Origin of the sequence: Pseudomonas sp. Sample_24 (genome assembly GCF_004307605.1) — a bacterium.
Taxonomy (GTDB): domain Bacteria; phylum Pseudomonadota; class Gammaproteobacteria; order Pseudomonadales; family Pseudomonadaceae; genus Aquipseudomonas.
In genome coordinates, this window is record NZ_RCNW01000210.1 from 24,583 (window position 1) to 32,926 (window position 8,344).

Below are 8,344 nucleotides of genomic sequence, written 5' to 3' on the forward strand. Positions count from 1 at the left end.
AGACGCAGATCCAGACCACGTCCAGGAAGTGCCAGAACAGGCTCAGGCAGCTCAGGCGAGTCTTGTTGGTCGACGTCAGGCCCTTTTTCTGCACCTGATACATCATGATCGCCATCCAGATCAAACCGGCGGAGACGTGCAGACCGTGAGTACCGACCAGGGTAAAGAACGCGGACAGGAAGCCTGAACGGCTAGGGCCGTAGCCTTCGGAGATCAAGATGTGGAACTCGTTGATCTCCATCGCGATAAAGCCTGCACCCAACAGGAAGGTCAGGCCCAGCCAGGTCAGTACCGCCTTCTTGTTGCCCTTGTACAACGCCAGCATGGCGAAGCCGTAGGTGATCGAACTGAACAACAGCAGAGCGGTTTCGCCCAGCACGTATGGCAGTTCGAAGATGTCGTGGCCCGACGGGCCACCCGCTACGTTGTTAACCAGTACCGCGTATACCGCAAAGATCGATGCAAACAGAATGCAGTCGGTCATCAGGTAGAGCCAGAAACCGTATACGGTCATCTCGCCCGAGTCGTGGTGGTGGTCATCGTGCCCATGGTCACCATGGGCGTGTCCAACATTGGTCACTAAATTCGACATGGTTTAAGCCTGTTCCAACGAGGTTTCAACACGGGTGGCGGTGGCCGGGATTTTCCCTGCCGCTACCAGACGCTTGTGCTGCTCGGCTTCGATGCGCTCGATCGTTTCAACCGGGACCATATAGCCCTGGTCGTCACGTGCAGCGTGGATCGCGAAGTAGACGACAGTGCCTACCAGGCTGGCGATGGCCAGCCACCAGATGTGCCAGATCATGGCAAAACCAAACACGGTCAGCAGCGCGCCCATCACCACACCGGTGGCGGTGTTGTTTGGCATGTGGATCGGCTCGTACTTGGCCGGAGCCTTGTACGCGGTGCCGTTTTCCTTGGCTTCGGTGAACGGGTCGATGCAGTCAGCCTTAGGCAGCACAGCGAAGTTGTAGAACGGTGGTGGCGACGAGGTCGACCATTCCAGCGTGTGGGCATTCCACGGGTCACCGTGTTCGCACATGTTCTCTGGCTTGTTGCGGTCCCGCACACTGACGTACAGCTGGATCAGTTGGCAGGCGATACCGAAAGCGATCATCACCGCACCGAACATGGCGACGTACAGGTACGGCACCCACTCAGGGTTGGTGGTGGCGTTCAGACGACGGGTCATGCCCATGAAGCCCAGTGCATAGAGCGGCATGAACGCGACGAAGAAGCCCGAGATCCAGAACCAGAACGCTGCTTTACCCCAGCCTTCGTGCAGCTTGAAGCCGAACGCTTTCGGGAAGTAGAACGCGAAACCTGCGATGTAACCGAATACCGCACCGCCGATGATCACGTTGTGGAAGTGCGCGATCACGAACAGGCTGTTGTGCAGAACGAAGTCGGCACCCGGGATGGCCAGCAGTACGCCGGTCATGCCGCCGATGGCGAAGGTCACCATGAAGCCCAGGGTCCACAGCACTTGGCTGGTGAAACGCAGACGGCCCTGGTAAATGGTGAACAGCCAGTTGAACAGCTTCACACCCGTCGGGATGGAGATCAGCATCGTCGCCAGACCGAAGAAGGCGTTGACGCTCGCACCCGAGCCCATGGTGAAGAAGTGGTGCAGCCAAACCATGAAGCCCAGTACCGAGATCGCGCCCGAGGCGTAGATCATCGAGTGGTGGCCGAACAGTTTCTTGCCGGTGAAGGCCGAGATCACTTCCGAGAAGATGCCGAAGGCCGGCAGGATCAGGATGTAAACCTCAGGGTGGCCCCACGCCCAGAACAGGTTGACGTACATCATTGGATTGCCACCAAGTTCATTGGTGAAAATGTGGAAATCCATGTAACGGTCAAGCGTCAGCAGTGCCAGGGTAGCGGTCAGGATCGGGAACGAAGCCACGATCAGAACGTTCGCCCAGGTGCAGGTCCAGGTGAAGATCGGCATGTCCATCAACTTCATGCCAGGGGTACGCATTTTCAGCACGGTGGCCAGGAAGTTGACCCCCGTCAGTGTCGTACCTAACCCGGATAGCTGTAGCGCCCAGATGTAGTAATCCATCCCCACGCCCGGGCTGTATTGCAGGCCCGACAGCGGCGGATAGGCAACCCAACCGGTCTTGGCGAACTCGCCGACGCCCAGGGACAGGTTGATCAGCACTACGCCCGATACCAGCAGCCAGAAACTCAGGGAGTTCAGGAACGGGAAGGCAACGTCACGCGCGCCGATCTGCAGCGGCACTGCAAGGTTCATCAGGCCGGTGAAGAATGGCATCGCCATGAAGATGATCATGATCACACCGTGAGCGGTGAAGATCTGGTCATAGTGTTCAGGTGGCAGGTAGCCAGGCGAACCCTCGGTGGCCATGGCCAGCTGGGTACGCATCATGATGGCGTCGGCAAAGCCGCGCAGCAGCATGACCATGGCGACGATGATGTACATCACGCCGATTTTCTTGTGGTCGACCGACGTCAGCCACTCGGTCCACAAGTAGGTCCACTTCTTGAAGTAGGTGATTGCAGCGAACAGTGCCAGACCACCGAGCGCGATCATGGCGATGGTCACCATCACGATCGGTTCGTGGAACGGGACCGCTTCCCAACTTAATTTACCAAACATCGTTTACTCCTCTGCCCCGGCAGCTGAATGCGAGTTCATGTCCGTAGCGGCCACTTCTTTCTCTTTCTTCTCGTGCTTCACCTTAGGACCCGGTTTCATGCCTTCGTACTTGTCGACGATGATCTGGAACAGGTTCGGCGTAACCGAGGAGTAGAGCTCGACTGGGTTGTTCTGGCTCTGCTTGGAAAGGGCTGCGTATTCAGCTTGTTCAAGCTGTTTAGGTGCCTTTTTGACTTCACTTACCCAGGCGTCGAATTCTTCCTGGGAAGTTGCGATCGCTTTGAATTTCATACCGGTGAAACCGGCGCCGCTGTAGTTGGCGGAGATGCCTTCCATTTCAGCGTTGCGGTCGGCGATCAGGTGCAGCTTGGTCTGCATGCCCGCCATCGCGTAGATCTGGCCACCCAGGCCCGGGATGAAGAACGAGTTCATCACGGCGTCGGAGGTGATCTTGAAGTTGATTGGCGTGTGCGCCGGGAACACGATCTTGTTGACCGTGGCAATGCCTTGTTCCGGGTAGATGAACAGCCACTTCCAGTCCAGTGCGACCACTTCAATGGTCACAGGCTTCACGTCGGATTCGATCGGACGATAAGGGTCCAGCTCGTGGGTCGACTTGTAGGTGATGTAACCCAGGGCAATGATGATCAACACGGGAACAGTCCACACCGCGATCTCGATCTTGGTGGAGTGGTTCCATTTAGGCGTGTAGGTCGCCTTGGTGTTGGACGCGCGGTATTTCCAGGCGAACAGGAAGGTCATGACGATGACCGGAACCACGACCAACAGCATCAGCAGCGTTGCGGTGATGATCAGGTTTTTCTGTTCCAGGCCGACCTGGCCCGTGGGATTGAGCAAGGTCATGTTGCAGCCTCCCAGCAACAACGTGCCGAGCAGCGGCAATAAGCCTAGTAGTCTGGGGTACCTGTTTTTACTCATCTCACGACCTCTAAAGCAGCTTGCGCAATGCAGTTGGGTTTTGATCGCCAACACTTCACCCTGCCAAGGGTTGGCATTTTCTTGGATTGAATAAGGGCTTGCCCGTCGAGCGTCAGACGCGTTTCGACAAATCCTGGGCCAGCGGTGAGTTCTTATTCGAATTCGTGGTCAAAGGCCTTGTTACAGACCAATTCCATTTGGTGCGGATAGTTGGAGGCACCGACACCTGGGAGTCGCATGAAGCCGCCCGGCCTCTCGACACCCTGATTCTGCTCAAGCACCTCGCGAGGGTGAGCAGCGCCGGGAATTCAGTGCGGGCGATTGTAGTTATGTAGCGTTTTTTAAACCATGTCTCATCCCGAAATAATTTATATCCCGAGCCGCAACAATGCTTCGCCAAATTCGTAAAAGTGGCGCATCTTATCGAAATTGATTCTCAACAAAAACACCAAAATTTGTAGGTCTACCACCCGCGATTCAGACAGCTTCAGCGCGTTGGCGGCGACGCTCGATCTGGCCCAAGCCCCCAGATGACAAGGGCTCTGGCAAATCGCCAGAGCCTGTTAAAACTGCCTGCTCCAGCCGGATGGCGGGCAAAGTCGACACACTGCGAAACAGACCAATTTCATTGCCGGACCGCGTGCCAATCCGCAGCCTTGGAGGCCACTGCGACACAAAAGCTGTGACAACATGTCGCACACGTATCGCACCTCTGCTTGCGCCCTGTCAGGGACTTTTCAGCCACCCCCTGAAAACACAAAAACGCCCCGGCCCTCTCTGCGAGGACCGGGGCGTTTTTTTAATCTCAGCGCAGCGCTTTGCGGTTACGTATGGTCAGCAGCGGCACCAGTATCACCACCAGCACAAAGGCAACCAAAGCCCATTGCGCCAACGACAAACCGAGAATCGGCGGGTACGGCGTGGAGCAGAAGCCGTCGACCTGGAAGCCCAGCGGGAAAATCTTCGCCAAGGGCAAGTCGTCGACTATCGGCTGCAACACATCGACGCCACAACTGACCGCCGGGTAGAACTGCGTATAGACGTGATGCCCCGCTACGCCGACGCCTGCCAGGGCGCAAATCACTACCAAGGTTTCAAACACCGTGATGCTGCGACGGTTGCGCATGGCTGCACCGACAAAGGCAAAGATCGCGATCAACAGCAACGCATAACGCTGCAGAATGCACAGCGGGCATGGCGCCTCGCCCAGTACGATTTGCATGTACAGCGCACCGCCGATCAGCGCCAGGCAGATGATGCCCAGCAATACCAGAAAGCGCCGTTCACGCCCCAACCGCATTGTTTCCTCGCTCATCGCGTTTCCCTTGAAGATATCGATTAACCGCCAGTCTACACGCTGGACGCGAGCCGGGGGATGCCGGGGGAATAGACGATAAGCGGGTTAAGAAGGGATTAACTGATCGTTCCCATCTTCTGCTTGGGAACGCAGCAAAGGACGCTCTGCGTCCCATAAAGCGGACGCAGAGCGTCCGTGGAGGCGTTCCCACGCAGAGCGTGGGAACGATCAACCGAGGTAAAGGCAACGCGGTGAGATTGCTTCACCGCGCCAAACCGCTTACTCCAGCGCCGCAGCCGGCCCGAAGAACTCGTAGCGGCTTTGCTTCTCCGGCACACCCAGGGCCTTGAGGTGGCGTTTGATCGCCGCCATGAAACCTTTCGGCCCGAGGAAGTAAGCATCCACATCGCGTTCCTGCGGCAGCCATTCGCCCAACTGTTCCTGACTCAGCAAGCCAACCTTGTGCGCCGCCGGGCTCACGCCGTCGTCTTCGGCATAGCAGTAAAAGCGCTTGAGTTGCGGATGACGCTCGGCCAGCCCGTCGATCCAGTCACGGAAGGCGTGAACACTGCCATTGCGCGCGCAGTGGATGAAGTGCACCGGCCGCTCGGTCTGCAACGCCGCTTCGAGCATCGCCAGGGTCGGGGTGATGCCCACGCCACCGCTGATGAGCACCAACGGCTTGTCGCTGGCGGTCAGGGTGAACTCGCCCGATGGCGGGAACAGCTGAATGGTCGAACCCACGTGCAATTGATCATGCAGGAAGTTGGAGGCACGACCACCGGCCTCGCGCTTGACGCTGATGCGATATTGACCTTTGTTCGCCAGGGCCGACAGCGAGTAGTTACGGCGAATCTCTTCGCCATCGAGGATCAGTTTCATGCCGATGTACTGACCCGGCTCTGCTGCCAGAATCAAACCTTTGTCCACCGGTTCGAAGTAGAACGAGGTGATTTCCGCGCTTTCCTCGACCTTGGCCGCGACGATGAATTCCCGCGCCCCACGCCAGCCGCCCGGTGCCTGCTCTTTTTGGTCGTAGATGCTGGTTTCAGCACCGATGAGGATGTCCGCCAGTTGACCGTAAGCCGCGCCCCACGCCGCAATCACTTCCGGCGTGGCGATTTCTTCGCCGAGCACTTCGGCGATTGCGCGCAACAGGCAGGTGCCGACAATCGGGTAGTGCTCCGGAAGAATCTGCAAGGCCACGTGTTTGTTGATGATCTTCGCCACCAGATCGCCCAATTGGTCGAGCTGGTCGATATGGCGCGCGTACATCAGCACACCATTGGCCAGCGCACGCGGCTGATCACCCGTGGCCTGGTGGGCCTGGTTGAACAGCGGGCGGACTTGCGGGTACTCGGACAGCATCATGCGGTAGAAGTGGGTGATCAGCGCTTCGCCACCGCTTTCCAGCAGCGGCACAGTGGATTTGACGATGGCACGGTCTTGGACGCTAAGCATAAAGTGACTCCTGAGCAACAAGGTTTCTTGACTATTGCTCTATGCTTATCAGGTTCCGTGCCAACAATTTAATCCATATAAATCAATAATTTGAAAACATGATAGTCAGAACGACACAGCCTGGCTTATAGTCACTCCGACTACATGGAGTCACTATGACTGCAAAATCTCTGCTTACTGCCCTGCTGCCCCTGGTCTCGGACCTGTCCCGCGAACTGCCCGAAAGCGAGCGCTATCGGCGCCTGCTCGAAGCCATGCGCGCCCTGCTGCCCTGCGATGCCGCCGCCTTGCTGCGCCTCGATGGTGAATGGCTGGTCCCGCTGGCTGTCGATGGGTTGAGTACCGACACCCTCGGCCGACGTTTCAAGGTCAGCGAACACCCGCGCTTTGAAGCATTACTGAGCAGCAGCGGCCCGACACGGTTCGCCGCCGACAGCGACATGCCCGACCCGTATGACGGTCTGGTCGATGGCCTCGATGACCATCTGGAAGTCCACGATTGCATGGGTTGCCCGCTACTTATCGATGAGCGCCCGTGGGGCTTGCTGACCCTGGACGCCCTCGACCCGGAGCAATTCGAACCGATCGAACTGGACGCCCTCGAGGCTTTTGCCAGCCTCGCCGCCGCCACGGTCAATGCCGTCGAACGCATTGAACGCCTGAACAATCGCGTCGAAGACGAACATCAGCGCGCCGAGGTCTATCGCCAGGCCAGCGGCCAGCAGAACCGCGAAATGATCGGCCAGAGCAAAGCGCTGAAACGGCTGGTGGAAGAAATCAATCTGGTGGGCGGCAGCGACCTGACTGTGCTCATCACCGGGGAAACCGGAGTCGGCAAGGAACTGGTGGCGCAAGCCATCCATGCGGCCTCGCCACGGGCCGACAAACCGATCATCAGCCTCAACTGTGCCGCGCTGCCCGACACCCTGGTGGAAAGTGAATTATTTGGCCACGTACGCGGCGCCTTCACCGGAGCGATGAGTGATCGTCGCGGCAAATTTGAACTGGCCAATGGCGGTACATTGTTTCTCGATGAAGTTGGGGAGCTTTCACTGACGGTACAGGCCAAATTGCTCCGAGTACTGCAAAGCGGCCAGTTGCAGCGATTGGGCTCGGACAAGGAACATCAGGTCGACGTTCGCCTGATCGCAGCGACCAACCGCGACCTCGCCGAAGAAGTGCGCAGCGGCCGCTACCGCGCCGACTTCTATCACCGTCTCAGTGTTTATCCTTTATTGGTGCCAGCCCTGCGTGACCGTGGCCGCGATGTGCTGCTGCTCAGCGGTTACTTCCTCGAGCAGAACCGCTCGCGCATGGGCCTCAACAGTTTGCGCCTCAATAGTGATGCCCAAGCTGCGTTGCTCGCCTATGACTGGCCCGGTAACGTGCGGGAACTGGAACACCTGATCGGTCGTAGCGCATTGAAGGCGCTGGGCAACTGCAAAGAGCGGCCAAAGATTCTCAGTTTGAGCGCTGCTGACCTGGACCTGCCCAACGGCAGCATTGAAGCCACTACCGAGCAACCGGCCGCCGCCGCGATGGCGTTGGTGACGGGTGATTTGCGCGAGGCGACAGAGAATTATCAGCGCCAGTTGATCGGCGCATGCCTGGAGCGGCACAACAACAATTGGGCCAGTGCCGCCCGTGAGCTAGGCTTGGATCGGGCGAATCTTGGGCGCATGGCCAAAAGGTTGGGCATGAAGTAAGCCCTTGTGGCGAGGCAGCTTGCTCCCGCCGAGCGCGAAGCGGTCCCCAATCAGGCGAAGGAATGCGTTTGCAGCTGTTGCGGCTGCTACGCAGCCGAGCGCGAGCAAGCTCCCTCGCCACAGGGGGGACCAATTGACTGGCAGCCGGTAATTAACCTAAAGCCTGCCCCTGACAAGTCGATAACCCGGCATCGATAGCTGTTGGCGATCCTCGCGGTCGCCCGCCACCTTTTTCCACAGAAGGTTCTTATGTCCTCCACCAAAGCCCGCGCAGACTCACTTTCGCTTCTGCTGTTTACCTTGCGCAGCGGCAAG

General features: G+C 58.2%; 6 protein-coding genes. 1 reads left to right on the forward strand and 5 read right to left on the reverse strand.

Annotated elements, in window-relative coordinates; translation table 11 throughout:
- From cyoC to hmpA, 5 genes are all read right to left on the reverse strand, one after another.
- A partial coding sequence (gene cyoC, locus D8V06_RS10965) for a cytochrome o ubiquinol oxidase subunit III (RefSeq protein ID WP_130930962.1) occupies positions 1-592 on the reverse strand: 592 nt, incomplete at its 3' end.
- A 3-nt stretch (positions 593-595) separates the two neighbouring features.
- Positions 596-2,626 carry a cytochrome o ubiquinol oxidase subunit I gene (cyoB, locus tag D8V06_RS10970; RefSeq protein WP_056855102.1) on the reverse strand — a complete coding sequence of 677 codons (2,031 nt, stop codon included), beginning with the start codon at positions 2,624-2,626 and terminating at the stop codon, positions 596-598.
- 3 nt (positions 2,627-2,629) lie between these two features.
- The gene (gene cyoA, locus D8V06_RS10975; RefSeq protein WP_056855101.1) at positions 2,630-3,565 is read right to left on the reverse strand and encodes a ubiquinol oxidase subunit II; all 936 of its coding nucleotides are present in this window, start codon (positions 3,563-3,565) and stop codon (positions 2,630-2,632) included.
- Between the two features lie 805 nt (positions 3,566-4,370).
- Positions 4,371-4,880, reverse strand: coding sequence for a disulfide bond formation protein B (locus D8V06_RS10985; RefSeq protein ID WP_056855100.1), 510 nt, complete (start codon positions 4,878-4,880; stop codon positions 4,371-4,373).
- 261 nt (positions 4,881-5,141) lie between these two features.
- Positions 5,142-6,323 (reverse strand): NO-inducible flavohemoprotein, encoded by a 1,182-nt coding sequence (hmpA, locus tag D8V06_RS10990; protein ID WP_130905198.1) that lies wholly within the window; start codon positions 6,321-6,323, stop codon positions 5,142-5,144.
- A gap of 155 nt (positions 6,324-6,478) precedes the next feature.
- Here hmpA and norR point away from each other — a divergent pair, with 155 nt between their 5' ends.
- A complete protein-coding gene (gene norR, locus D8V06_RS10995) occupies positions 6,479-8,029 on the forward strand; it encodes a nitric oxide reductase transcriptional regulator NorR (protein WP_056855098.1) in 1,551 nt (516 codons plus the stop codon).
- Positions 8,030-8,344: the final 315 nt, after the last annotated feature.

Excerpts from the sequence above, each read along its gene's own strand:
- norR (WP_056855098.1), top strand. The coding sequence starts at position 6,479 with ATGACTGCAAAATCTCTGCTTACTGCCCTGCTGCCCCTGGTCTCGGAC.
- D8V06_RS10985 (WP_056855100.1), bottom strand. The coding sequence starts at position 4,880 with ATGAGCGAGGAAACAATGCGGTTGGGGCGTGAACGGCGCTTTCTGGTA.
- hmpA (WP_130905198.1), bottom strand. The coding sequence starts at position 6,323 with ATGCTTAGCGTCCAAGACCGTGCCATCGTCAAATCCACTGTGCCGCTG.
- cyoB (WP_056855102.1), bottom strand. The coding sequence starts at position 2,626 with ATGTTTGGTAAATTAAGTTGGGAAGCGGTCCCGTTCCACGAACCGATC.
- cyoA (WP_056855101.1), bottom strand. The coding sequence starts at position 3,565 with ATGAGTAAAAACAGGTACCCCAGACTACTAGGCTTATTGCCGCTGCTC.